Below are 22,746 nucleotides of genomic sequence, written 5' to 3' on the forward strand. Positions count from 1 at the left end.
TTAGTTTTCATCTTCTATATAATTTATTTAAATAACTTATCTATTTTAACAAAAAATGTGAAAAAAGACCAATTTTCATCAATTTTTTACTAATTTTCCACTTTTCAAATTCTTTTTAGAAAAATTTAAAGACAATAATCTTAAAGAAGTTATGAGTAAAATGGCAAAAAATAATGAATCAAGCCATGATAAATCACCTATTATATATTGAACTTTTATTGATCGATACGTAAAAAAATTGAAGACTTCACCTTGTATTAGTCCTATTATAAGCAGTCTGATTCTTTCGATGTAATGATTACTTAAAAATATTGCCAATACAGTTGTCATTAAAGAAATTGAAAAAAATTCATTTATAAAATAACTCGCTGGGTCATAAATCGCGAGTATACTCATGCTACAATAAGACATCCCGATAATGAGTCCTTTAAAAAAATGCATGAATTGTTCACTAAACTTTAACTTACTTACATCGTAACTAATCATAAATATTGACAAAAGAAATGCTACATTCATTTGAAAATTAAACAATTCGAATGCAAACGTAGAACAACAAATCATACAAAACAAAACACCTAATTTTAAAAATTTCTCATTCAAACGATCTTTCGTTCTTAAATAAAATAATATAATAGTCCAAATTGAAAATAGAAAATAAAAACCTTGCACACAAAGACCTCCTACATATACTTAGATTCGACATTTCTACATGAAAATAATCAATCTTTCAATAAAGTGAATAAGAAGTTTCAATAAAAACGAACCTATAAATGAATCGTTTGGAGGTGAAACCTTTGGGAAAAGATCGACAAGAAAAGAAACTAAGACAATCAAGAAGAGTAGAATCTGACCGAGATCAAAGCATCCACAACAAGGGTGCAACAAGACTCGACACACCAGAAGAAGCAAGAGAAATAAATCAGCATAACTAACGAAAAGTGGAGGCGACTGGTCTGCTCCGACAAGCATAAGACTAACACCAATAAAGGTGCTTTTTACCTTTAATGGGGTTTGGCTTATGACCTCGAGGAGCTAGGAGCCGGAACTGGACACTAGAAATGTGGAAGGCGTTCGTTCTGCCCCGACAAGCATAAGCCAAAAACCAATAAAGGTGCTTTTTACCTTTAGTGGGTTTTGGCTTATGACTCGAGGGGCAAACGCCTGGAACTAGACAGTTAGAAAAGTGGAGGCGGCTGGTTAGCGACAAGCATAAGGCGAGCACGGTTAAAGGCTGCCTTTTAACCTTTACTTTGGATTGACTTATGGCCTCGAGAAGCCAGAACCTGAAACAAGAAAAGTTGAAGACGTTCGTTTTGCCCCGACAAGCATTAGGCGGAGAATCAAAAAAATGGCCTTTGACTTAAACTGATCCTTAGAAGAAAGTAGTCTACAAAAAAATCCTTTAGCAATAAATGCTAAAGGATTTTTTCTTGATTATTTTTTAAATTTATTTAATTTGTCACCAAGTAGTTCACTTAGTTGGAATCCACTATTTTCACTTGGTTGAATATATTTAGAGATTTCTTCTTGAAGCTCGGCTTCGCCAGCTTCTTTAATACTTAATGAAAGTCTCTTTTCACTTTGATTAATTTCTAACACTTTTACTTTTACTTCTTGACCAACTGTTAGTACTTCATTTGGATTCTTAATATGCTTATCAGCAATTTGAGAAACGTGTACTAATCCTTCAATACCTTCTTGAACTTCAACGAATGCACCAAAGTTTGTTAATCTTCTTACTGTTCCTTCAACAACTGCGCCCGTACTAATTTTTCTATTTAATTGATCCCATGGACCTGGTTGGATTGCTTTCATAGATAAAGCAATGCGATTTGTTTCCGTGTCAATTGAAAGTACTTTAACTTTCACTGTATCTCCAACAGCTACTGCTTCTTCAGGCTTAGAAATTCGGTTGTGTGACATTTGAGATACGTGAACCAAACCATCTACTCCACCGATATTTACAAATGCACCAAAGTTCGTTAATCTTTCTACTTTTCCTTCAATCACTTGACCAACTTGAATTGAAGAATATGCTTTACGTCTGTTTTCAACTTCATTTAATTGTTCAACTGCTTTGTGTGATAAAATGACACGATTTTTTTCGCGATCTACTTCTTCTACCACTACTTCTAGAGATTGCCCTTTAAATGCAGCTAAATCTTCAACGAATTTTTTTGAAACTAGCGAAGCTGGGATGAATCCACGTACACCCACATCTGCAATAAGTCCACCATTTACTTGCTCTGTAATGATAACTTCAAATACTTCTTTACTTGCTAATTTTTCATTTAAAACATCCCATGCTTTTTCTGAATCAACAGCACGTTTTGAAAACACAACAGTATCTTCTTCTACTTTAATTACTTTTAATTCAACTTCTTGTCCAACTGTTAATACTTCATTTACATTTTCAATATGTACATTAGAAATTTCTTTTATAGGAAGAATACCATCCGTTTTACCACCAAAACCTACAATTGCTTGCTTATCTTCAATTTGTTCAACCACGCATGAGATAATTTCCCCAACCTCTGGCATTACTTTTTCAACCATATCATATTCCTCCTTATTTTTGAAAACGGTTAGACCTTTTATGTATTGTCCTCTTTTACCTTCTACTAAATAGGTAGAAAAGTCAAGGAATGTGTTGAATAATTCATCTAAATATTATTTGTTTTTTCTTTAACAATCGACAATATTTCTTCGACAACGTCATTTATACTTTTTGATGTTGAATCCAATGAAACTGCATCGTCAGCTTTTTTAAGCGGAGATACTTCTCGTTCCGAATCAATTTTGTCTCTAGTTGCAATTTCCTCTTTTAAAACGTCTAAGTTGCTTTCAAAACCATTTTTTAGATTTTCAATATGTCTTCTTTGTGCTCTTTCATCAACAGAAGCAATCATAAATATTTTCACTTCCGCATTCACTAAAACATGTGTCCCGATATCACGTCCATCCATTACAACGCCACCATCAACTCCATATTCTCGTTGTAAATCGACCATTTTTTCACGAACTAAACTATGCTTTGCAACAAAAGATACATTTCTAGTAACCTCTGGTGTACGAATTGCTTCAGAAACATCAGTTTGATCAATATACACTTTTTGCACACCATTTTCTGGTACAAGCTTAATTGTCATTTTAGATAGTAATAGAGATAATTCTTTTTCATTATTTACATCAACATCGTTTTGAATTGCTTTTAAAGTTAGCGCTCGATACATTGCGCCTGTGTCTATGTAAATATAACCCAATTGTTTTGCTACTATTTTTGCAACTGTACTTTTACCGGCAGCTGCTGGTCCGTCTATAGCGATACTTATTTTTTTACTCATATGTCCTCCTACATAAAAAAATTGCTAATTAATATAGCAACTTTGTCTTAGCATGTCCTAAAAATATGTTTTCAAATAAAAAAAAACAGGCATCCCTGCTTTTTTATCTTACCATATGAAGCGATTGAATTCATCTTATTTTACCAATTTCACTATATACTTCTCTTGTTACATCTTTTGCCTTTTGTGTAACACCTTCATATAATTCAATTTTCGTTAAATAAACAGAAAGTCTAGGAAAGGACAATAGATATTGACTGAGTACTAAACATAATAATTGAATGATAATCAACTTTAAAAGGATTCTTTCTACTCTTTTCATTGTAATTCATACCTTTTTAATTACCATTATGATTGTATATAGTAAATTTTATACACAATTTCAACAAATATTAATTTTTCATTCCTTTTCTTCGATGCTTTAATTGTTGATCAAATGAAAACTGTATTAAATCCTGTCTTTGAATAGATGTTAAACCATCAAACTCAAGTGAAACCCTTTGTTTCCCATCTACGACTTGACTGTTTACTCGAATGATATGTGCCTTTGTTTTGACATATCGATGAGTCTCACCTTCGAAAGGTAAAACCAACCAAATATCGATTGTCTTACCGATAATAAAATCATTTTCCTGAGGTGCAAGGATTGCTATTCCACCAGCACTAATGTCTAGGCTTGTTGTTGTAAACGGTTTAAAATCGTCAAATAAAGGATGAACTGCTACGTCAACTATACTTGGCACACGAACATAACGTCTTCTCTGCGCTTTTTCTAAAGAGTCATTACCTGGAAATGACATGATAATAACCGGAATCTCAATTTTCTTTCTTCCAATGATTGAAGTATAGAAAGTAAATACATTTTGCTCTTTTGTCACTATATATGCTTTTAATTTTTGATCATTTAATAAGAAAGATGTTTTACCTGTCGCTTCATCAAAAGGGTAGTCTATATATAATTCTTCATTTCTTACTTCTACGATTTTTGATTTATAACGCTTGACATCTTTTGCATCAATGTCTTCTAAAATTAGTACATCCCCTACATTTAGCATTAGACCCTCCCAAACAATGTTCACATAATTGATTTTTGTGACGAAAGTCGTCATTCTTCAATGGTATATATTACTAGTATAAAGCATGAAATTGAGTAAGTATATGTAGTTTTTTCACAATTACGAAATCTTTTAATTGCTCAAATAGTACTAAATCCACAAAGTAATTTCCTTGCAATAGTTCTTTTTCACTAAAAATGCATTTTACATATCGTTTTTTACTTTTTAAGGTCCTAAAAACAAAAAAAGGAAACGTAATTAGCACGTTCCCTTTTTTAGACTGAGTTTTTTGAGTTATTTATGGAATCCTTCATGAATGTTATTTACATCTGAAGCTAGCATGACTGTCAGTTTAATTCTGGCTTTCTTACTGTCATAATCTTTTCCTAGTATTACGCCTTTATTAACTAAATCGTATGCACTACCAAAATAATCATATGTAGGGTATACTTCGCCTTCTTCAGAGCTTGTAGTAATAATAACTTTTACCCCTTTTTTGACTGCTGCTTCAATTTCTTCAGTCATATGAGGTGAAACTTGTCCTCTACCTACTCCTTCTAAAATAATACCTTTTGCACCATTTTCAACTGATGCTTTTACAAGATATCCTTTAGCTTCTATGTAACATTTAATAATATCAACTTGAGGTAATTCTTTTGTTATTTTGTATTTGTCTTGTATAACTGGCTTTTGATAGATATGAACTTTGTCATTATCAATAATCCCTAGATAACCAAAACCAAATACGTTGAACCCTTGAATATTTGAAGCATGTTCTTTTTTAACATATTTTGCTGTAAATATTCGCTCATTAAATACGACAACTGTGCCGATATTTTTTGAAGACTCATCAGATGCTGTATAGATCGCATGCCTTAAGTTTATAAATGCGTCTGTCCCTAATTCACCAGGAGATCTTTGAGATCCTGTAATTACGACAGGTCTTTCATCATCTACAGTTAAATCTAAAAAATAAGCTGTTTCTTCGAGTGTATCAGTTCCATGTGTAACGACAATACCATCAACTGATTCATCATTAAAATACTCTTCAATCTTTTGTTGAAGCAAAATCCAATGATTAAAACTTATATGCATACTTGGAACTTGGAAAAATGAATCAACTATGATATTGATATCATTCGGTAATTTAAGCATTTCAGCTATTTCTTGTCCAGATAATGCACCAGAATCTAATTTACCAGACTGTGCATTCGGTTTACTTGCAATCGTACCACCTGTTGTAATTAGAACGACTTTTTTCATTTTTCACACCCCGTTTCACAGGAATTATAACATCTAAAAATTATTGAAGTAAATAGGAATCAACAATTCTCATCAATAATTAGGAACCAACAAAAAAAAGTAGCCTAAACTACGCTTTTTTAATTAATTGATTATCTATTAGAAATGATATTCTTCGCAATTAAATCACCGTGGAAACGGCCGTTTTCAATGAAAATTTCATTCGCATTATTCCCAGCAGCTATTACACCAGCGATATAGATCCCTTCAATATTTGTTTCCATTGTTTCTGGATTAAATGTTGGACGACCTGTCGAATCATCTACACCTACTCCCATACTTTTAATTAAAGAGTGATCTGGATGGTATCCAGTCATTGCGTAAACAAAATCATTGTCAATTTCATATATGTCACCTAATTGCTCATATGTCACTGACTTTTCTTTTATTTCTATAATATTCGCTTGAAACTTCATATCAATCGTTTCTGATCGAACAAGGGCCTCAAATTCTGGTAATACCCAAGGCTTAATACTCGGAGAATATGAATTACCTCGATACAATACAGTTACTTCAGCACCACATTTTTCAAGTTCTAACGCAGCGTCTACACTTGAGTTTTTCCCACCAACAATGACTACTTTTTGATTAAAATGCTTATGTCCTTCGAAAAAGTAATGTGAAACTTTCTCAAGCTCTTCACCAGGAATTGATAAATAATTTGGTTGATCATAATACCCTGTGGCCACGACTACTGCATTAGCCTGATACTGTTTTTGTTCTCCACTTTTTGTAATTGACTCAATTAGAAAATCCTTATTTTTTGTAACCTTTAATACTTCCTCGAAAGAATGAATTGAAACCTTATTTCTTTTTACGACATCTCTATAATAGGCTAGAGCTTGATGTTTTTTCGGTTTTCTACCTTCAATAATAAAGGGGATATTTCCTACTTCTAATTTTTCACTAGTACTAAAAAATGTTTGATGTGTAGGGAACCGACTGAGTGTATGAACTATATTTCCTTTTTCGATAATCAGTGCTTTGATTCCTTGATTTTTCAAAGACAAATATGTCGCAATCCCACAAGGGCCTCCACCTATAATTAGCACTTCAACTTTTTCCATTTTAAACAACTCCATTAAACTCGGTCTTGGTTTATCTACACTCTATTTTACCGATATTATCCGTTTTGTCTAATAATTGATAAAATAAAAAAACAAGATGGAAATCCATCTTGTTTTGATTTTAGATTATACCCAACCTCTGAATCTACTTGCTTCAGCCATTTTACGAGCACCAACCATGTAAGCCGCTAATCGCATATTTACTTTACGGTTTACACTTGTTTCGTAAATATTATTGAATGAGCGTACCATTACTTTTTCAAGTCTTTCTTCTACTTCTTCTTCTGTCCAGTAATAACCTTGGTTATTTTGAACCCATTCAAAGTAAGAAACAGTTACGCCACCAGCACTAGCTAAAACGTCTGGAACTAATAAAATATCACGTTCAGTTAATATTTTAGTTGCTTCAAGAGTTGTAGGTCCATTAGCTGCTTCAACTACAATACTAGCTTTAATATTGTGAGCATTCTCTTTTGTGATTTGGTTTTCAATTGCCGCTGGAACTAAAATATCACAATCTAACTCTAATAACTCTTTATTTGAAATTGTATTATTAAATAATTTTGTAATTGTACCGAAGCTATCTCTACGGTCTAATAAGTATTCAATATCTAATCCTTTTGGATCATGAAGTGCACCGTATGCATCTGAAATACCGATAACTTTTGCACCTGCATCATGCATAAATTTAGCTAAGAAGCTTCCTGCATTACCAAAACCTTGGATGACAACTCGTGCGCCTTCTAAGTTGATTCCTCTACGTTTTGCTGCTTCACGGATTACAATCGTTACACCTTTAGCAGTTGCAGTTTCACGACCGTGAGAACCACCAAGTACTAATGGTTTACCAGTAATGAAACCTGGTGAGTTAAATTCATCAATTCTTGAATACTCATCCATCATCCAAGCCATGATTTGAGAATTTGTAAATACGTCTGGAGCTGGAATATCTTTAGTTGGTCCAACGATTTGACTAATCGCACGAACATATCCACGACTAAGTCTTTCTAATTCACGGAAAGACATATCACGTGGGTCACAAATAATTCCACCTTTACCTCCACCATAAGGTAAATCAACAATACCACATTTTAAGCTCATCCAAATTGAAAGAGCCTTTACTTCATTTTCAGTTACATTTGGATGGAAACGAATTCCACCTTTTGTAGGTCCAACTGCATCATTATGTTGAGCTCTGTAACCAGTGAAAATTTTCACTTGTCCATCATCCATACGGACAGGTATTTTCACAGTCATCATTCGAACTGGTTCTTTTAGTAATTCGTACATTTCATTTGAATATCCAAGTTTCTCTAACGCTTCTTTAATAACGACCTGAGTCGGCGCTAGCACATCTAAATGTTCTTCAGTGTTGCTATTTTTCTCTGTAGATTTCTCGGCAACCATTGTAAACCCCCTAGAAATTTGAACTATGAAAAATTATTCGTTCATTCTGAAATTAGTATACAACTTTCCATCCCTTTTTGAAAGTTATAAACACATAGAAAACAAAATATAATAATACTCTAATGTAAGCGTTTTCTACCGTCATTATACTCCTCTTTTTAACGTTTGAAAAGAATAGTTTAACAATTAATACAATATATTTAAAAATAATTTACAAAACAAAAAACCTCTCAAAAAATTTTTTAATGAGAGGTCTTTTTTTCCACGAAATAAAAATGCAGTTGTTCGATAGCATTTTCTGAAATTAGTTCTTTTCCATATTCAATAATGCGATAAATCGTTCTCGTAGAAGGATTACCGTATTCAGCTAAAATTGCGTAAAATGTTTCTCGGTCAAGACGACCTAATTCATGTTCTTCAAATTTTATATAAAATGTATTTTCGAAGGAAAAAAGTCTTCCACCAGAAACATCACAAGAAACTAATTTTTCAGAAAGTAGGATTAGATCATCTAATGTAGAAAACTCGTACAATATATGTTCACTTTCATCAAGGATTACTTCCATTGAGATAAAATCATCTTGAAATTCTTCTTCCTCTTCTAAAATTTCATCTGATTTCGTCACAATGACAACCATTCCTTGTGCTTGTAGTGAAAATACTTCAACAGATACTTTGCCATCCACTTCAAAACCTAATTCTACGCTAGCTTCATGCATCATATCTTGAAAAAGCTGTTGAACTTTTGGTGCATTGTACCATAAATCTTCTTTTGTTAATCCTCGTTCTGATAAATCATCAGATGTAAGAAAAACTTTAATTTTATTGTAGTTCAACCGTTCCAACCTCATGAACTAGCCTCCTTGCTGCATTAACCATAGTACAGTTTATGTTTTTATATAATTTTGGTGATTCTAAAGTAGAAAATCATTTATAATTAAAATTCTGCTTTAACCACTCGTCCCAGTTTGATTGTGCGTTACCTACATAGAATTCTTGAATAGAATCCAAAATTGGACTCTCACATGTTGATACGGCATATCCGCCGATACCAATAATGACATTTGGCTTAATTTTTTTAATTGTAATTGCAAAATCAATTGTTTTCTTTAAATTCTCTTTTAATGTACAAGAAATAATAAAACCTGCTGGATCCACTTCTTCAATTACTTGAGCTAAATCTGCTGAATCAATTGAAGCACCTAAGTAGATTACTTGAAACCCAATTCTTCTTAAGTAAATTGTAAAAATTAGTAAACCAAGTTCATGTTTTTCATCCGGTCCACATACTGCGATCAGTTTCGGCAAATGTTTATTATTTGGGAGATTCTGATAAATCATCCCTAATCTTGTACGTAAAAACGATGTTGCAAAATGTTCATGGGCACTAGTAATCTCACCATTTCTCCATTTATCGCCAATAATAATAAATACTTTCGCAATGATTTTAAATAAGACCTTATCCACAGAATATAAACTAAATGCTTCATTTATATAATTGTGCGCTTCTCCTTCTTCAAAGGACGATAACGCTAATACAATTTGATTTACTAAGTGATCAGACTGAAGATCTTCAGTAAAACTCTTATCATTACTTGATTTATGTTCTTTTGTTTCGAATAAATTTATTGCTTGTCCGATCGTAAATCCTTCATTCACCTTCTGAACAAGCCATTTTAAAATATAAACATGCTCCTCAGTATACAATCGATGTCCCGCTTCATTTCTAACTGGACTAATAATATTGTATCGTCTTTCCCAAGCTCTTAATGTTCCTGGCAAAATACCTACTAAGTTTGAGATTGCTTTAATATTATATTTTCCTATTTGGGCCAATTTTGATTTCCTCCAGTATAGCTACATGAAGCCAAAGTACTATTACAACAATACTTTAAAGTTAATAAATGTAATAGTTTTTTGCTTCAAAAGTCCTTTTTCATTGTTCAGCTCCAAATATATCGTTTTCTGATTACGATTTACATGATCTTGACTTCTTTCAAACAGATAAACTTGAATACTTTCATATTGTTTTTCTAAGCTATTTTTTACTTCTGTAAAACTGGTCAATATATTAATATTTTCACTATTTATATTTTCAAGGGCATAATCGATGTGATCTCGATTCGTACCAACATCGTCCAAACCTATAATAGAAAAATTTGTACCATTCTCAGTTTCAAACAAAGCATTAGTATTTTCTAAAATCGTCACTTTGCAATCTAATAATAGTGCATTTAAGTCTCTATAATTCCCTTTATAATCTTCAGAACTCCATAAATAATATGTAGGAGCTAAAGAAGAGAGGAATTGAATATCTTCTTCAAGATAAGTTTTTGACCTTTTTTTTGAATATCCACTTAACATAATAATCGTATTATTCGTACACATTCTTTCAAGATCCGCTCTTTTTATACGATAATCACCTATATTTGTAAGCCAAATCAACTGAATTTTTTCTAAAGTCAAATCAGTATGGTTCAGTTGTATCTCTCTATTTTCAATTCTAATATCATTTTTTCTCGATTTTATTATTAATAAAAAAATGATTGCAACAAAACAAATAAAACTAACAAATACGAATACTATTTGATTTCCCCCCTGTAACATAACCACAACTTTGCCAAATTGATCAAACAGTCGCTAACAAGTCCTTGGCTACTTCGGACTTAAACAAATTCTCATTATAAAGTCAAAAATTGAACCATTAAAGCTTCTGTTTAATTTTTCTATGGATCGCAACTGCAAATACTTTCTACTATTATACAAAAACTCTACTAAATTGAAAAATATATGAAACGATAGAAAAGCTTACGTCAACTTGTCATTCAAGGACATAAGCTTTTCTTTATTAGCTATTTTCATTTTTTTATTTATTTAAATCTACATTTAATGGAATTTTTAATACTTGTCCAGGTGTAACTTCTATATCTTTTAAGTTATTTTCATCTTGAATAATTTCTTCACCATTACGGTTCTTATAATATTTCATAGAAATTGTAAACAGTGTTTCTCCCTCTTGGACGACGTGCTTAATTTCTTTTACACCTACTGATTCATCAGGAACTGCTGGAATTTGATGATTTTTGTCCTCATTTGTTTCTGTAGGCTTTTCGCTTTCATTTTTAATTGTTTGTTCTTCTTGAGGTTGATTATTCTCTGGTGTCGAAGTAATTTTTACTTTTTCAAATTTATTTGAAGGGATAAATAAACCACCTTTATTTGAAAAAATCCCATCATATTTATATTGAACTAGAGCTACTACTCCAATTGGTAATAAGATAAACAGAAACACAAGTGCAGTGATTAAAGGATATTTAATTTTCCACCAAGGTCTTCTCTCATCTTCTTTTTTTTGAATTGATTTACTTCTTGGTGGCAAATTTAACATATCTACTGTCGGTGTCTCATCAATGCCTTTTTTCGATTTGTATTTTCTTTTCAAACCACCAATCTGTATTTCTTCTCGATCTTTTCTACTCATTTCTCTTCTTCACTTTCTAGACTAAATTTCATATATAAACCTAATACATAATCAAGGATAAAATGTGTAATAAAAACAGCTAAAATATTTTCAGTGATTAAATATAAATAGCCAATAAAAAAGCTTTCTAATAAAACAATCACAAATAATACAGGTTTTTTTACATATCGAAAATGAACTAATGCAAAAATAACGGACGCCAAAATGATTCCAAATTTTGTTTGGACAAATCCTCTAAAAAATACTTCTTCAGATAAAGCAATTAAAACACATAGGATAGTCATTTCAAACACAGATAATGACGTAAAAAACTTTTTATTAAATCCACCATCATCTAAAAATCTTTCAGGTACTGTATAGTTTAATAATACATTAAGTAAAACTAATACAATTCCACCACCAATCCCAAAGATGAATGTTTTAAGGCTCAAAAAAGTTGATTGTTCTTCTACAAAATCATCAAATCCAATAAAAAATCCAATACAGATGATTGCGATTAATAAAATGATTAATTGCGTACCATACACACTCTTTTTTAGATTTTTAATAGATATATTTTGTCGACTTAATTCATTTTCCATATCAGTTGTTCCTCACAGACCTAATTTTTTTCTTAGATCTTCCTCCCAAGAATATGTATAAACATCATCTTTACTTTTATTACTTACACTTGAAAAATACTGTTCAAATGAAAATCCACAAAGATTACAACAATTGATAGGTCTACTCGTTAAGGACTCGTTAAAAACTGAAAGATAGTTTTCACGATAACAAGTCGTTGAAGCTAGAAAATCCTTCATAGATTTTAGCTTTATATATTTCACATTTCTTCTTTCATTGATCATTCTTTCTAATTCTTTTAAAAAGTGCATGTTCATTCTATCAGTGAACAATTGATTATCTTCAATTATATTCGATTTATTCAATTCATTAAATAACGTCTGCCATTGAATATCACTAAACTGAAAAGTTGCTTTCCAATTCGCGATCAAGTGGTCTGTTAAAAGAATAATTGACTCATTTAACTTTTTTACATACGAGAAAAACGATTCTAGTTGAAACATTGAAAGTAATTCGTCTTCAATTAAGCGTAAAGGTAAGTCATGATCATTTTCACTTACAAATAAAATCGCCACACTAGGTTCACCATCTCTACCAGCTCTGCCAATTTCCTGTAGATAATTTTCAATATTTGAAGGATATCCTAAATGAATGACAAATCTTACATTCGGCTTATTTATCCCCATACCAAATGCACTTGTACAAACGATTAAATCTATCTGATTTTGAATAAATTGCTGTTGAATTAGTATTCTTTGTTCTTGATCCATTCCACCATGATAATAAGCGACGCGACAATTCATTGACTCATTCACAATACGTGAAATGTTCTCACACATCGATCTCGTACCACAATATATGATACCGGGACCGTTTAAATGTTTTACATAATATATTAATTGTTTAATTTTTTCTTCTTCTGACTCTATATGTTCTATATGAATTGCAATATTTTCACGATTAACCGATTCAATATATGTTTGTACAAAATCAAGCTTCAAGGTTGAAATGATTTCATTTCTTACATTTTCTGTTGCGGTTGCGGTCAACGCCAATACAGTTGGATTTTGTAACCGCTCTTTAATTTCACCAAGAGCTCTATACTCTGGTCTAAAATCATGACCCCATTGAGATATACAATGTGCTTCGTCAACTACAAATAACGAAACTGTCACTTGAGAAAGCTTTTGAATTAAAAATTGATTTTGTAGCATTTCAGGTGATACAAAAATGTATTTATAGGATTGTAAATTTTGTAAAAGATGTTTTTTCTGTTCAAAACTTCGAAAACTATTTAACGCAATAACTCTTTTTTCACCAAAAGCCCTTAATTGTTCAACTTGGTCTTCCATTAAAGATAAAAGTGGTGAGACAATGACAACTAAGCCTGGTAGTAGTAATCCAGCAAACTGATACAATAAAGATTTCCCACCACCTGTAGGTAACATAGCAAGAACATCTTTTTGATGAATCAAGTCTTTGATTATATCATGTTGATTTTTTCGAAATGATTCATATCCAAACTTCTCTTTTAGCAATTGTTTTAAATCCATTTTTGATCACCCATTCTTGCAAGAGTAATACGAATTTGGAAATACGTGACTTCATTTAAAAGTGCTTCCTTTATATCTTTTAATTTTCTAGTCTGTAACTCCTCTATTTTGCTTTTAATTTTGCTATACTCTTCCTTACTAATAAATCGATTAATTGATATCAACTCATCACTTAACACACATTCAACAATATGGTCCTCGATAGTACTTATTTTCAAATGACGGATCGCTGCAATTTCTTTAATTGATTTACCAGCTTCAAGTAAACGTTTCGTTTCAATCGAAGTATTTGTAATATTGGAGCTAATACTCCCTTTTAAAAATCGACTTAGCAATGGATATTTTGCTATTTGTTCAGTCAAAATAGTAAGCAAATGATGCATTGCATTAATAGATTGAATATATATTAACTCTTCACTTTTATTTTCTTCAGACGCAATTTGTTCAATTGTCATTCCATAAGTATTTGCTCCAGATAACCGTTTCACAATAATTGAGGCATCTTCAAACTGTAGTTGCTGTAATATATGTTTTAATTCTGTATGAAAATGTATCACTAAATCTTTTTTACTCCCTTTAGCACTTAATAATTCATTCTTCACCCAATCTTGCACTTCATTTTCTTGCTGAACAGCTCTAAAATATTTAATATTTTGATTGATGTTTGAGATGGTTTGAAAAAAAAGTGAAAGTCTTTTCCAAAAGATTTTTTGTACACTGGCAAATCTTAACCCATTAATATATTGAAAATTATGAAATTGACATTTTACATTTTGTAAATAATTTGAACCTCTATGACTTACTCGATAAATATTATTACCTTCAGTTTTTTCAAGATATCCTTTTTCCTTTAAACCTTTTACTAAATCCTGCATATCTTGTTGAGTAAGGAAATGGTAAAGACCAAAAAAATTTGTCACTTGATAAAAATGACTATCCTGAATGATCTGTGCACTTTGCTTTCCTTTTAATAAGTAAGTAATACCCTGTATTGTTCGCTCACTATTATATCGATTGATTAAAAATAATACGACTTCTTCTAGTATCGTTAATTTATTCATCCTAATCCTCTCGAACAAAAATTGTATAATATATTTGAATATTTTTATGCGTGACAAAATTTTAGTATAAAATATTCAAGACTATTTGTAATGATAGTTTTAATTTCTTCTAGCTTATCATATGTATCAATATCCGAACCATTTTAATATGATAAAAATACTTAATTATTTTATCTTTTTAATCTTCATTTCTCTATTTTTGCAAAACCTGTTACAATTATATTGAAAAGTTTCGGAAACCGTTTTAAAATATTTACAGGTACATTACAAAAATAGTATCTGTAATTAAAACAGGGAATAATTTGGGAGGTCAACACAATGGCAAAATATACAATCGTTGATAAAGACACTTGTATCGCTTGTGGCGCATGTGGCGCTGCTGCACCAGATATCTATGACTATGATGATGAGGGGATTGCATACGTTACTTTAGATGATAACCAAGGTATTGTTGAAATTCCAGACGTGTTATTAGATGACATGATGGACGCATTTGAAGGATGTCCAACAGACTCAATTAAAGTAGCTGACGAATCATTCGATGGCGATGCTTTAAAATTCGAATAGTAAAAACAACGACGATGTAAATCGTCGTTTTTTTATTTTCTCTTAAAAATACTTACTGTTTAATGTTGATTTATAAATACCTGTATTAAAAGATTGTTATTTGTATATATGGTTAAAGTAGATATTATTAATCGAGCCTTGCTTAGCACTTGTAAGAGTTGCGAGTCAGCTTGACTAAAAAAGATTCTGTTTTTATTTTAAGAAGTTGAATATATGCACTTATGGAAAGTTCGTTTTTAATTATAATAAGTTGCATCCATGCCCTTTGATCTGATTCTATTTTCATTTTAACAAGTTGATTGGAACGGAAGGTGCTCGCGACTCCTATGGGAAATGCGGGAAGGCTGAGACCCAACAGACGCGATAGGAAGGCATGCTAAAACCACGACGTCCTGTCGTAACGCATACATAACCCACATCCTGTGCCAAGAGGCTCAGCGCCCTCCCCATGGAAAGTGAGCATCCTGGAGTGTAATTCAACACGCTTCTTTTTACAGAACATAAAAAAAGTACCTACAAATTATGTAGGTACTTTCATCTATTTATACGTTATGAGCATTGACTCTTTGATTTAACCACACGATTAATTTAGGGAATAGTACTAATGTAAGAATCATAATTAGTAACCCTTTTAATGCATTAAACGGCATAATCGCAGTAACAATTACCTCATTCGGTAAACTAAAATTCATAAAATAAGCATAAGCAGGTAATAAAACAAAATAATTTAAAACACTTAAGATCCCTGTCATCACAACTGTTCCAATGACTAATCCTAAAGTTAAACCTTTAATTGAACGATACTTTCTAAAGAAATATGACGCAGGTAAAATATATAATACCCCCGCACTGAAGTTTGCAAACTCCCCAATCGGTACGCCAGTCATGCTTCCCACAATAATATAATGAAGGATGTTTTTGATTAATTCTACTAAAACCCCTGCAACTGGTCCAAAAATAATTGCACCAATTAATGCTGGTACCTCACTAAAATCAATTTGTAGCCATACTGGAAATGTTGGAAGTGGAAAATCTAACAACATCAATAAATATGAAATACTGCTCAGCATTGCCACCACTACCATTTTTAAAACTTTGTTGTTACGTTGTTGCATAATTACCTCTCTCCTTTTTCCCGATCATACCAAGAAAAATGAAAGGTTCGCTTACTTAGACAAGTGTGATTATGCGAATTTATTTAATTGTTAAAAAATAAGAATCAATAAAAGCTAAATGTCGGCAAAAATCACTTAGAAATACAAAATCCCCTATACATAAATGATAGGGGAGAAATTTCAGTACGCCAAATAAGCGTTCAAAAAGGTAAATTTTTTGAACTTGCGAACCTCCATCTTCTCCCATCCAGACTATACTGTCGGCTCTAGAATCGCACTAGATCCTGCCCAAATTACAGGCTCGCGGGCTTATAAGCTAAGCTTAATCACCGCCGGTGGGGAATTTCACCCCGCCCCGAAGATAGATCGAATATTAAATTACAACTTAATGTTACTAAATTAAATACAGTTTGTAAATAAAAAAAGTTTTTCCCTATTTTGCATATTTAAGTTAATGCATTAATTAAGTTATCCTGACAAAAACTTACCATTTCCTCATCATGATTTTCGTTTGCAAACAATATTAAGATGACTGTTGTATAGATCGATTTAAATTGCGCTAGCAGCTTTGACTCACTTGAAATATTTCCGTAAATCTCATAAAAACTGTCTCTTTTATCACTTGGAATGATACTAAATACAATTGATAAATCTAGTTCACGTTGACCAATATGAGCATCTCCCCAATCAATTATACCTTCTAAAGCATTGTCATCATTCACAATCATATTTTTGAAATGCAAATCACCATGCACTAAAACCAAAGGATTTTTTGGAATAATTTCTTGTAAATTGGCTATATATTGATTGATCATCATTTCATTTGGAAGTAATTTTTGTTTGATTGCATCTTCTACATATTTTAAAAATTGAGGTTTTCTATATTTAATATCTAACCTTTTTAACTCATCATGAGGTAATTTTAAATGAGAAAATGTAGAAAGTGGAATTGAATGTATTTGTTTAAGGATTTTTGCTAATGGCTCGATCATGTTAATTCGTTCTTGCCTGTTTAATCGCATCGGTGGTTTGCCTTTTATGACATTATATCCTAAAAATGGCCAAGGATATTTTTCAGAAGGTTGCCCGAATATGAACGGGATGGTCGTTTGAAAACTAATATAATCTTTTATGAAAGGTAGCAGCTGTTTTTCAACCTCTAATATGGCTACTGCAATCTCTCTTCTTGGAAACCTTAAAAGGATTTCGTCGTTAAGGATATATACTGTATTATCAAAGCCTTCGCCAATCTGTTCAATACTTTTGATTGCTAAGTTTGGAAATTGTTCATTTAGTATTTGTTTGACAACATCACTTTGAATTACATTTGTTGGATCCCATACATTTGCCAAAATTGTCACCTCCTATTTTAGTATTTGCTCTCTTAACATAAAAATAGAACTTTTCATATCATATCACTTACTCTAATAATACTAAGTGAATGATTCTATGAAAAGTTCCTATAAACAGACCATTAATTTGAAAATTGTAAATGTGGTTTAAAGTTTTCGAGTTGGAGTTTATAACCAATTCCCCAAACAGTTTTTATACTTAAATTCATTTCATATTGCTTTAATTTTTTTCTTAATCGATTTAAATGAGTATCAACCATTCGATCATCGTCAACATGTTCGTAACTCCATACTATTTTTACTAATTCAGAACGGGTTACAACAATATCCTGTCTACTAACAAGAAGCCATAATATTGAAAATTCTTTACGCGTAAAACTAAGCTCGCGTTCCTCATAATGAATTTTGTATGTAAGTTTATTCATGACCAAGTTACCGAAACGAATTGTATCAGCTTCTTTAAATTCATTCACAATATGATGCTTTAAGTGAACTTGTAATTTGCATTTCAGTATGTCTAAATTCAACGGAAAATCAACAATATCATCTGCGCCAGAGGAATAATAATTTATCTTTTGATGATCAGTTAAATCCGATGAACAAATAATTAATATCGTGTTCAAACTTTCTCGTAGTTGTCTACAAAGTTCAACACTATCTACATTTTGTAATGAAGCACTAAGAATGATAATATTAGGTTTCCAATCAATCGCCTTTACTAAACCCTGTAATCCATTTGGATAAGATTGAATAGTAAACATCTCTTGGAAGTAATTCATAATTTCGATGCTTAATTCATGGTTCTCATGAACAACTAACATTCTTTTTTCCACTTCGAACTCCTCCGTCAAATTCGAATGCTCATCTAGCACGAACATTCTTGCGCAATTTTTAATTTAATTTTAACTTAATTCAACGGATAATGACAAGCTACGTACTGACCTTCTCCTGATTTTGTAAAGATTGGTTCTACTTCTTTACATTTTGGTTGTACGTAAGGACATCTTGTATGGAAACGGCAGCCACTAGGTGGATTAATTGGACTAGGTACGTCTCCCTCAAGAATAATCTTTTCTTTATCACGCAATCTTGGATTTGGAATAGGATTTGCTGATATTAGCGCTTTCGTATATGGGTGTTTTGGATTTTCAAAAAGTGAATCAGAATCTGCTAACTCTACCATCTTCCCTAAATACATAACGCCAACTCGATTACTAATATGACGAACAATATTTAGTCCGTGTGAGACGAATAAATATGTTAGTCCAAATTCCTCTTGTAGCTCTTCTAATAAGTTTACAACCTGTGATTGGATTGAAACATCTAGTGCTGAAACCGGCTCATCTAAAACAATTAATTTTGGATTTAAAGCTAGTGCCCTTGCAATCCCTATACGTTGTCTTTGCCCACCACTAAATTCATGAGGATATCTTCTCATGTGGAATGAACTCAGACCTACTAATTCTAATAACTCTTTTACCCTTTTTTCACGAGCTACTGAATCATTCATTCCGTGGATTTTTAATACTCGTGCAATTGTTTCACCAACACTTAATCTTGGGTTTAATGACGAAAATGGATCTTGGAAAATTAATTGCATATCTCGGCGTTTTTCTCTCAGTTCCTGAGAATTTAGAGAAAATAAATCAATCCCATCAAATTCAACTGAACCACTAGTAGCTTCTAATAATCTTAATAAGATTCTTCCAGTAGTTGATTTTCCACAACCACTTTCACCCACAAGGCCGAATGTTTCACCTTTATAAATATCAAATGATACGCCGTCAACCGCTTTTACATGAGCCTGTACTTTACCAAACAATCCACCTTTAATCGGGAAGTGCATTTTGATGTCATTTACTTTTAAAAGAATATCTTGATCAGTTTTCAAGTTAGTTACTTCGATTTTATCAGTTTTTTCTAAAAAACTATTCACCATTTTTACGCCTCCCAACGATCAGTGTATTTCCAGCAACGTACAACTTCATCATCGCTAATTGATTGAATTTCAGGCATTTCCTCATGACATAAAGCCGTTGCGTATTCACAACGAGGTGCAAATCGACATCCTTTAGGTAGATTTAATGGATTTGGAACAACTCCATCGATTGCATAAAGTTTCCCACTTCGTTTTTCTACACTTGGCATAGAACGTAGTAGACCTTCTGTATATGGATGTTTTGGATTTTCAAATATTGTAAAAATATCACCTTGTTCAACTACTTGTCCTGAATACATAACAACAACTCGGTCTGCCATTTCAGCAACTACACCTAAATCATGCGTTATTAACATAATCGACATATTTGTTTCTTTTTTTAATTTTTTCATCAGTGCTAATATTTGATTTTGAATTGTTACATCTAAAGCAGTAGTAGGTTCATCGGCAATTAAAACTTCCGGATTACATGCAAGTGCAATGGCAATCATTACACGCTGTCTCATCCCACCACTTAATTCATGTGGATATTGATTAAGTCTTCTTTCTGGTTCGGGAATCCCAACTAAATTCAATAAACGAATTACTTCTTTTTTCGCTTCATTTTTTGTTAGTTTTTGATGAAGAATGATAGATTCCATAATTTGATCGCCAATTTTATAAACTGGATTAAGTGAAGTCATTGGCTCTTGGAAAATCATCGAAATTTGATTCCCACGAATTTGTCGCATTTCTTTTTCAGTTTTATCTAAAAGGCTTTCATTATGAAAATGAATGTCACCAGCTTCAATTCTACCTGGAGGACTTGGTATTAATCCCATAATTGATAATGAAGTAACACTTTTTCCACTTCCAGATTCTCCAACGATTGCTAGTGTTTCGCCCTTCCTAATTTCAAAGCTTACTCCATCAATTGCTGGTACGACACCATCTTCAGTATAAAAATATGTTTTTAAATTCTCTACAGATACGATTGTTTCAGTTTTAAAAGTAGTTGTCATCACGTAATCCTCCTATTGCTTCATGCGTGGATCAAGAGCGTCACGTAATCCATCACCAATAAAATTCACACATAAAACAGTTACAATGATAAAGAATGCTGGTGGAATAATCGTCCAAGTTTGATCAACGATTGATGTTAAATCTTGCGCCGAAGTTAACATATTGCCCCAACTAGGTTTTGGCTGTTGAATTCCTAACCCTAAAAAGCTAAGTGATGCTTCAGCTAAAATATTTGCAGCAATATCTAAAGTTGCAATGACAATAATCGGTGCAACTGCATTTGGAAGAATATGATAAAAGATAATACTAGTACTTTTTTCACCAGTTGCTCTGGCTGCTTCAATATAATCTCGTCTTTTTAACGATAAAATTTCTCCACGAACAATCCTTGCCATACTAGTCCAACCTACTATACTTAAAACAAATACAGTCGACCATAATGATGGAACTACTAATGAAGCAACAATTAATAATAAGAAGAAAGTTGGAATCGACTGGATCGCATCGATAATACGCATCATTGTATTATCTACAAACCCACCAAAAAATCCAGCTATCGCTCCATAAATAACACCTATTGAAACAGTACAAATCATCGCCAAAATCGCTACCGATAATGAGATTCTAGCCCCATAGAATGAGCGAGACATAACATCCCCACCCATTGCATCTGTACCAAAAGGATATTTTTTACTAGGTTTTAAACTTGAATCTAAAATATCAAATACTTCAGGTTTATGTGGAGATAAAAATGGAGCAAATATTGCCATTAATACTATTAATACAAAAATGATTAATCCTATTACTGCCAATCTATTTTTCTTGTATCGTTTCCAGATGACAGCTGCTCTACTTTCAATTTTCATTTCTTTTTCAATATTCTGATTATTCAACGTTGGATCTATCGCTGGATTTGGTATACTCATCGTCTGCTACTCCTCTCTATTTCTTACCAAAAGTAATTCTTGGATCAATGATTGCATATAGAATGTCTGCGATTAAATTAGCTATTACGACTAATACAGCTGCAATTAAAGTAGTACCCATGATTACTTGATAATCACGAATAAAGATGGCATTAATCGATAATCTTCCCATACCAGGCCATGCAAATAATTGTTCAATAAACAGTGCTCCTCCAAACAAGTTCGGTAACTGTAATGCGATAATCGTAATAATTGGAATTAATGCATTACGTAGAGCATGTTTAAAAATTACTTTTCTCTCAGATAATCCTTTCGCTCTCGCAGTTCGAACATAGTCTTGCTTTATAACCTCTAGCATACTAGAACGCATAAATCTCGATTTTGTTGCAATGAGACCAAAAGCTAGTGTAATCGCTGGCAGTGCTAAGTGATGTAAACGGTCTTTAATATCAAAATGTTCATACACTTCTCTCATACCAGAAACCGGGAACCATCCTAGTTTAATAGAGAAAAATAAAATAACAAGAATTGCTATGAAAAATTGCGGTATGGCGATTCCTAAGAAAGCATAAGACGTAAAGAAATAATCTAGCTTCGAATATTGTTTTACTGCCGAATAAACACCGATCGGAATAGCAATTAAAATTGAAAGTACAATTGCTGTACTCATTAAGGTTAATGTTGCAGGAATTTTATCAACTATTTTCTTTGTTACAGGCTGACCATCTTCAAAAGAATAGCCAAGGTCACCATCAGTGACAAACAATTTTAACCATTTATAATATTGAACATAAATAGGTTGATCTAGACCTAGTTTCTCTTCAATCAATTCTTTTTGAACATTCGAACCAGCATCTGAGGCCTCTGGATTTTCATACATTGCTGTAGGATCTCCTGGAGCTAATGTCATAAGGGCAAAAGAAATTACTGTAATGATAAACAACAAAGGCACTGATTGAAGCGTTCTTTTTACAATATATTGAAACATGTTTACCCCCCTAAAATAACAAAGTA

At 32.2% G+C, this 22,746-nt stretch carries 24 protein-coding genes and 1 riboswitch; of the genes, 2 read left to right on the forward strand and 22 right to left on the reverse strand.

Features of this window, described 5'->3' with window-relative positions; all coding sequences use genetic code 11:
* Nucleotides 1–78 precede the first annotated feature (78 nt).
* Entirely contained in the window at nt 79–669 is a 591-nt protein-coding gene (locus ABID96_RS12030) for a YphA family membrane protein (RefSeq protein WP_192602253.1), read from the reverse strand.
* A gap of 125 nt (nt 670–794) precedes the next feature.
* Between ABID96_RS12030 and ABID96_RS12035 the strand changes: the two genes are divergently transcribed.
* Entirely contained in the window at nt 795–932 is a 138-nt protein-coding gene (locus ABID96_RS12035; protein ID WP_087999398.1) for a YpzI family protein, read from the forward strand.
* 502 nt (nt 933–1,434) lie between these two features.
* Here ABID96_RS12035 and rpsA read toward each other — a convergent pair.
* From rpsA to ABID96_RS12105, 14 genes are all read right to left on the reverse strand, one after another.
* Nucleotides 1,435–2,556, reverse strand: a complete 1,122-nt coding sequence (gene rpsA, locus ABID96_RS12040) for a 30S ribosomal protein S1 (protein ID WP_192602254.1) — start codon at nt 2,554–2,556, stop codon at nt 1,435–1,437.
* Nucleotides 2,557–2,663: 107 nt separating this feature from the next.
* On the reverse strand, nt 2,664–3,344 hold the full coding sequence (gene cmk, locus ABID96_RS12045) for a (d)CMP kinase (RefSeq protein WP_087999396.1): 681 nt from the start codon (nt 3,342–3,344) through the stop codon (nt 2,664–2,666).
* A gap of 130 nt (nt 3,345–3,474) precedes the next feature.
* The gene (locus ABID96_RS12050) at nt 3,475–3,666 is read right to left on the reverse strand and encodes a DUF5359 family protein (protein WP_377896878.1); all 192 of its coding nucleotides are present in this window, start codon (nt 3,664–3,666) and stop codon (nt 3,475–3,477) included.
* 70 nt (nt 3,667–3,736) lie between these two features.
* The gene (locus ABID96_RS12055) at nt 3,737–4,399 is read right to left on the reverse strand and encodes a flagellar brake protein (protein ID WP_192602255.1); all 663 of its coding nucleotides are present in this window, start codon (nt 4,397–4,399) and stop codon (nt 3,737–3,739) included.
* A gap of 294 nt (nt 4,400–4,693) precedes the next feature.
* Complete coding sequence (locus ABID96_RS12060; RefSeq protein WP_192602256.1) at nt 4,694–5,662, reverse strand: asparaginase; 969 nt, start codon at nt 5,660–5,662, stop codon at nt 4,694–4,696.
* A gap of 131 nt (nt 5,663–5,793) precedes the next feature.
* A complete protein-coding gene (locus ABID96_RS12065; protein WP_192602257.1) occupies nt 5,794–6,768 on the reverse strand; it encodes a YpdA family putative bacillithiol disulfide reductase in 975 nt (324 codons plus the stop codon).
* 126 nt (nt 6,769–6,894) lie between these two features.
* Nucleotides 6,895–8,175 (reverse strand): Glu/Leu/Phe/Val family dehydrogenase, encoded by a 1,281-nt coding sequence (locus tag ABID96_RS12070; protein WP_192602258.1) that lies wholly within the window; start codon nt 8,173–8,175, stop codon nt 6,895–6,897.
* A 242-nt stretch (nt 8,176–8,417) separates the two neighbouring features.
* A complete protein-coding gene (locus tag ABID96_RS12075) occupies nt 8,418–9,026 on the reverse strand; it encodes a genetic competence negative regulator (protein WP_087999390.1) in 609 nt (202 codons plus the stop codon).
* 76 nt (nt 9,027–9,102) lie between these two features.
* On the reverse strand, nt 9,103–10,011 hold the full coding sequence (locus ABID96_RS12080; RefSeq protein WP_192602259.1) for a MerR family transcriptional regulator: 909 nt from the start codon (nt 10,009–10,011) through the stop codon (nt 9,103–9,105).
* A gap of 42 nt (nt 10,012–10,053) precedes the next feature.
* Nucleotides 10,054–10,782 carry a hypothetical protein gene (locus ABID96_RS12085; protein WP_192602260.1) on the reverse strand — a complete coding sequence of 243 codons (729 nt, stop codon included), beginning with the start codon at nt 10,780–10,782 and terminating at the stop codon, nt 10,054–10,056.
* 259 nt (nt 10,783–11,041) lie between these two features.
* Nucleotides 11,042–11,656: a LysM peptidoglycan-binding domain-containing protein gene (locus ABID96_RS12090; RefSeq protein ID WP_192602261.1), complete on the reverse strand. Its 615-nt coding sequence runs from the start codon at nt 11,654–11,656 to the stop codon at nt 11,042–11,044.
* The gene (locus ABID96_RS12095; RefSeq protein WP_192602262.1) at nt 11,653–12,237 is read right to left on the reverse strand and encodes a CPBP family intramembrane glutamic endopeptidase; all 585 of its coding nucleotides are present in this window, start codon (nt 12,235–12,237) and stop codon (nt 11,653–11,655) included. Before ABID96_RS12095 ends, ABID96_RS12090 begins: the two co-directional genes overlap by 4 nt.
* A 12-nt stretch (nt 12,238–12,249) precedes the next feature.
* A complete protein-coding gene (locus tag ABID96_RS12100; protein ID WP_192602263.1) occupies nt 12,250–13,770 on the reverse strand; it encodes a RecQ family ATP-dependent DNA helicase in 1,521 nt (506 codons plus the stop codon).
* Nucleotides 13,761–14,831: a YpbB family protein gene (locus tag ABID96_RS12105; RefSeq protein WP_192602264.1), complete on the reverse strand. Its 1,071-nt coding sequence runs from the start codon at nt 14,829–14,831 to the stop codon at nt 13,761–13,763. Before ABID96_RS12105 ends, ABID96_RS12100 begins: the two co-directional genes overlap by 10 nt.
* 318 nt (nt 14,832–15,149) lie before the next feature.
* On the opposite strand from ABID96_RS12105, the gene ABID96_RS12110 reads away from it, so the two are divergent.
* On the forward strand, nt 15,150–15,398 hold the full coding sequence (locus ABID96_RS12110; protein ID WP_087999383.1) for a ferredoxin: 249 nt from the start codon (nt 15,150–15,152) through the stop codon (nt 15,396–15,398).
* Nucleotides 15,399–15,940: 542 nt separating this feature from the next.
* Here ABID96_RS12110 and ABID96_RS12115 read toward each other — a convergent pair.
* From ABID96_RS12115 to ABID96_RS12145, 7 genes are all read right to left on the reverse strand, one after another.
* Nucleotides 15,941–16,513, reverse strand: coding sequence for an ECF transporter S component (locus ABID96_RS12115; protein ID WP_192602265.1), 573 nt, complete (start codon nt 16,511–16,513; stop codon nt 15,941–15,943).
* Nucleotides 16,514–16,744: 231 nt separating this feature from the next.
* Nucleotides 16,745–16,880, reverse strand: a riboswitch (FMN riboswitch).
* Between the two features lie 79 nt (nt 16,881–16,959).
* Complete coding sequence (locus ABID96_RS12120; protein WP_192602266.1) at nt 16,960–17,865, reverse strand: phosphotransferase; 906 nt, start codon at nt 17,863–17,865, stop codon at nt 16,960–16,962.
* A gap of 122 nt (nt 17,866–17,987) precedes the next feature.
* Nucleotides 17,988–18,698, reverse strand: a complete 711-nt coding sequence (locus tag ABID96_RS12125) for a response regulator transcription factor (RefSeq protein ID WP_087999380.1) — start codon at nt 18,696–18,698, stop codon at nt 17,988–17,990.
* A gap of 74 nt (nt 18,699–18,772) precedes the next feature.
* A complete protein-coding gene (locus ABID96_RS12130; protein WP_192603135.1) occupies nt 18,773–19,711 on the reverse strand; it encodes an ABC transporter ATP-binding protein in 939 nt (312 codons plus the stop codon).
* 95 nt (nt 19,712–19,806) lie between these two features.
* Entirely contained in the window at nt 19,807–20,805 is a 999-nt protein-coding gene (locus ABID96_RS12135; RefSeq protein ID WP_192602267.1) for an ABC transporter ATP-binding protein, read from the reverse strand.
* 12 nt (nt 20,806–20,817) lie between these two features.
* Entirely contained in the window at nt 20,818–21,732 is a 915-nt protein-coding gene (gene opp4C / locus ABID96_RS12140) for an oligopeptide ABC transporter permease (RefSeq protein ID WP_192602268.1), read from the reverse strand.
* A 16-nt stretch (nt 21,733–21,748) separates the two neighbouring features.
* Nucleotides 21,749–22,720 (reverse strand): ABC transporter permease, encoded by a 972-nt coding sequence (locus ABID96_RS12145; RefSeq protein WP_192602269.1) that lies wholly within the window; start codon nt 22,718–22,720, stop codon nt 21,749–21,751.
* Nucleotides 22,721–22,746: the final 26 nt, after the last annotated feature.

The organism is Gottfriedia sp. OAE603 (assembly GCF_040543965.1).
In the GTDB taxonomy this organism is placed as follows: domain Bacteria; phylum Bacillota; class Bacilli; order Bacillales; family Bacillaceae_G; genus Gottfriedia; species Gottfriedia solisilvae.

Coding starts and splice junctions, on each gene's coding strand:
- rpsA (WP_192602254.1), bottom strand. CDS start 2,556: ATGGTTGAAAAAGTAATGCCAGAGGTTGGGGAAATTATCTCATGCGTG.
- cmk (WP_087999396.1), bottom strand. CDS start 3,344: ATGAGTAAAAAAATAAGTATCGCTATAGACGGACCAGCAGCTGCCGGT.
- ABID96_RS12050 (WP_377896878.1), bottom strand. CDS start 3,666: ATGAAAAGAGTAGAAAGAATCCTTTTAAAGTTGATTATCATTCAATTA.
- ABID96_RS12055 (WP_192602255.1), bottom strand. CDS start 4,399: ATGCTAAATGTAGGGGATGTACTAATTTTAGAAGACATTGATGCAAAA.
- ABID96_RS12060 (WP_192602256.1), bottom strand. CDS start 5,662: ATGAAAAAAGTCGTTCTAATTACAACAGGTGGTACGATTGCAAGTAAA.
- ABID96_RS12065 (WP_192602257.1), bottom strand. CDS start 6,768: ATGGAAAAAGTTGAAGTGCTAATTATAGGTGGAGGCCCTTGTGGGATT.
- ABID96_RS12070 (WP_192602258.1), bottom strand. CDS start 8,175: ATGGTTGCCGAGAAATCTACAGAGAAAAATAGCAACACTGAAGAACAT.
- ABID96_RS12075 (WP_087999390.1), bottom strand. CDS start 9,026: ATGAGGTTGGAACGGTTGAACTACAATAAAATTAAAGTTTTTCTTACA.
- ABID96_RS12085 (WP_192602260.1), bottom strand. CDS start 10,782: ATGTTACAGGGGGGAAATCAAATAGTATTCGTATTTGTTAGTTTTATT.
- ABID96_RS12090 (WP_192602261.1), bottom strand. CDS start 11,656: ATGAGTAGAAAAGATCGAGAAGAAATACAGATTGGTGGTTTGAAAAGA.
- ABID96_RS12095 (WP_192602262.1), bottom strand. CDS start 12,237: ATGGAAAATGAATTAAGTCGACAAAATATATCTATTAAAAATCTAAAA.
- ABID96_RS12100 (WP_192602263.1), bottom strand. CDS start 13,770: ATGGATTTAAAACAATTGCTAAAAGAGAAGTTTGGATATGAATCATTT.
- ABID96_RS12105 (WP_192602264.1), bottom strand. CDS start 14,831: ATGAATAAATTAACGATACTAGAAGAAGTCGTATTATTTTTAATCAAT.
- ABID96_RS12110 (WP_087999383.1), top strand. CDS start 15,150: ATGGCAAAATATACAATCGTTGATAAAGACACTTGTATCGCTTGTGGC.
- ABID96_RS12115 (WP_192602265.1), bottom strand. CDS start 16,513: ATGCAACAACGTAACAACAAAGTTTTAAAAATGGTAGTGGTGGCAATG.
- ABID96_RS12130 (WP_192603135.1), bottom strand. CDS start 19,711: ATGCACTTCCCGATTAAAGGTGGATTGTTTGGTAAAGTACAGGCTCAT.
- ABID96_RS12135 (WP_192602267.1), bottom strand. CDS start 20,805: ATGACAACTACTTTTAAAACTGAAACAATCGTATCTGTAGAGAATTTA.
- opp4C (WP_192602268.1), bottom strand. CDS start 21,732: ATGAGTATACCAAATCCAGCGATAGATCCAACGTTGAATAATCAGAAT.
- ABID96_RS12145 (WP_192602269.1), bottom strand. CDS start 22,720: ATGTTTCAATATATTGTAAAAAGAACGCTTCAATCAGTGCCTTTGTTG.